This is a genomic window from Blautia luti (genome assembly GCF_013304735.1).
In the GTDB taxonomy this organism is placed as follows: Bacteria; Bacillota; Clostridia; order Lachnospirales; family Lachnospiraceae; genus Blautia_A.
Genome location: NZ_JAAITI010000090.1, coordinates 1 through 1278, shown reverse-complemented (window position 1 = coordinate 1278; position 1278 = coordinate 1). Strand labels below are relative to the sequence as shown.

Sequence of the window (1278 nt, the reverse complement as noted above, 5' to 3'; positions counted from 1 at the left end):
AATGCAGTAGTGGGAGAAGCAAGAATCCCCCTGCTTTAGCTGTGGGGAGTGTCAATGTTAGGAGCGGTGACCGGCGGGATAAGCTATATATTGAATACAGTGCGTTCATTTTGCCTGGGAAGTAAAAATGATTTTTTAAAGGGAAGATGGATGTGCTGTGTACTTTGTATATTGCAGGTAACAACGCTGATCTTCACCTGGTCTGGATGGTGGGCACTGCTTCCGGTTATTGCTAATATTGCGGCAACGATAGGTGGATATACATGCAATGCACGGAAAATCCGTATAGTCGGAATGCTGATCAATTCGCCACTGTGGATCATATATGATATTGCGGTTGGCTCCTGGGCAGGAATATTGGACGAAATAGTCAGTGAAGCGTCTATGATGATCTCTATTTTTCGCTATGGGTGGAAAAATATGGATTCTCTGGAGATTGAGGCATAATAAAATTGAGATAAAATCTAATTGATAAATCAGGTAAAAGTGATATACTGAATGTATAAGAAAAAAACCGTGTGGAATTACAGTTTTGTTTTCACACGGTTTTTTAGAAAACGAAAGTTAGACACAGCTAATAATTTGCAGCGACAATTTATAGGACAATATAAAAGAGGGCAGATTTCTATGAGAATATTGATTTATGGTGCAGGTGTGATTGGATCCTTGTATGCCGCCTTATTCGCAGAAGCTGGTTATGATACAAGTATTTATGCCAGAGGTAAAAGACTTGAGGCTTTAAGAAATAATGGATTGCTTTAATGGGAAGACATTGTTGGAAAAGGAAAAATATTACCGGCTTTTCCTGGAGCTGGTGGAAGTATAAATGATGATGATATCCTTGATGCAGCATTCACTCCAAGGATGATCCAACCGACAACATTTGCAGAAATATCAGGAAATAGATCCGAAAGAACAAAACAATTTTCAAAGATATTGAGGCATGCTCATATACCATATCAGAAAGTAATGGATATGCATATGTGGCAGTTGTGTCATCTTGCCATGGTGGTGCCGATCGCAGATGCATATTACGAAGCTAACTGTCCGGAGAGAGCAGGAAAAGAATGGAAGAAGATCAGATTGTGGTTGTAGACAAAGGAAGAATTGTGCAGCAGGGAACACATGAGCAGTTAATGAGGCAGGAAGGTATTTATAAGAGATTTATGGATGCAAGGCAGCAGGCGGTAAGCTGGAAACTGGCGTACTGAGAAATAAGCCTCGAAAGATAACTGGGATGCGATCTCTCCAATTTTCAAATTTTCAGCAACGGTCAGA

2 protein-coding genes and 1 pseudogene are annotated in these 1278 nt (G+C 40.2%); all 3 read left to right on the top strand.

Going from position 1 to position 1278, the window contains the following annotated elements; all coding sequences use genetic code 11:
- The first annotated feature begins 54 nt into the window (after nucleotides 1-54).
- On the top strand, nucleotides 55-447 hold the full coding sequence (locus G5B06_RS18550) for a YgjV family protein (RefSeq protein WP_195567785.1): 393 nt from the start codon (nucleotides 55-57) through the stop codon (nucleotides 445-447).
- Between the two features lie 180 nt (nucleotides 448-627).
- Nucleotides 628-1083: pseudogene (locus G5B06_RS19720) on the top strand (ketopantoate reductase family protein); the annotation flags it as partial.
- Nucleotides 1068-1211 carry a hypothetical protein gene (locus G5B06_RS18540; RefSeq protein WP_173763262.1) on the top strand — a complete coding sequence of 48 codons (144 nt, stop codon included), beginning with the start codon at nucleotides 1068-1070 and terminating at the stop codon, nucleotides 1209-1211. The pseudogene G5B06_RS19720 and the gene G5B06_RS18540, both read left to right, overlap by 16 nt.
- Nucleotides 1212-1278 lie beyond the last annotated feature (67 nt).

Excerpts from the sequence above, each read along its gene's own strand:
- G5B06_RS18550 (WP_195567785.1), top strand. The coding sequence starts at position 55 with ATGTTAGGAGCGGTGACCGGCGGGATAAGCTATATATTGAATACAGTG.
- G5B06_RS18540 (WP_173763262.1), top strand. The coding sequence starts at position 1,068 with ATGGAAGAAGATCAGATTGTGGTTGTAGACAAAGGAAGAATTGTGCAG.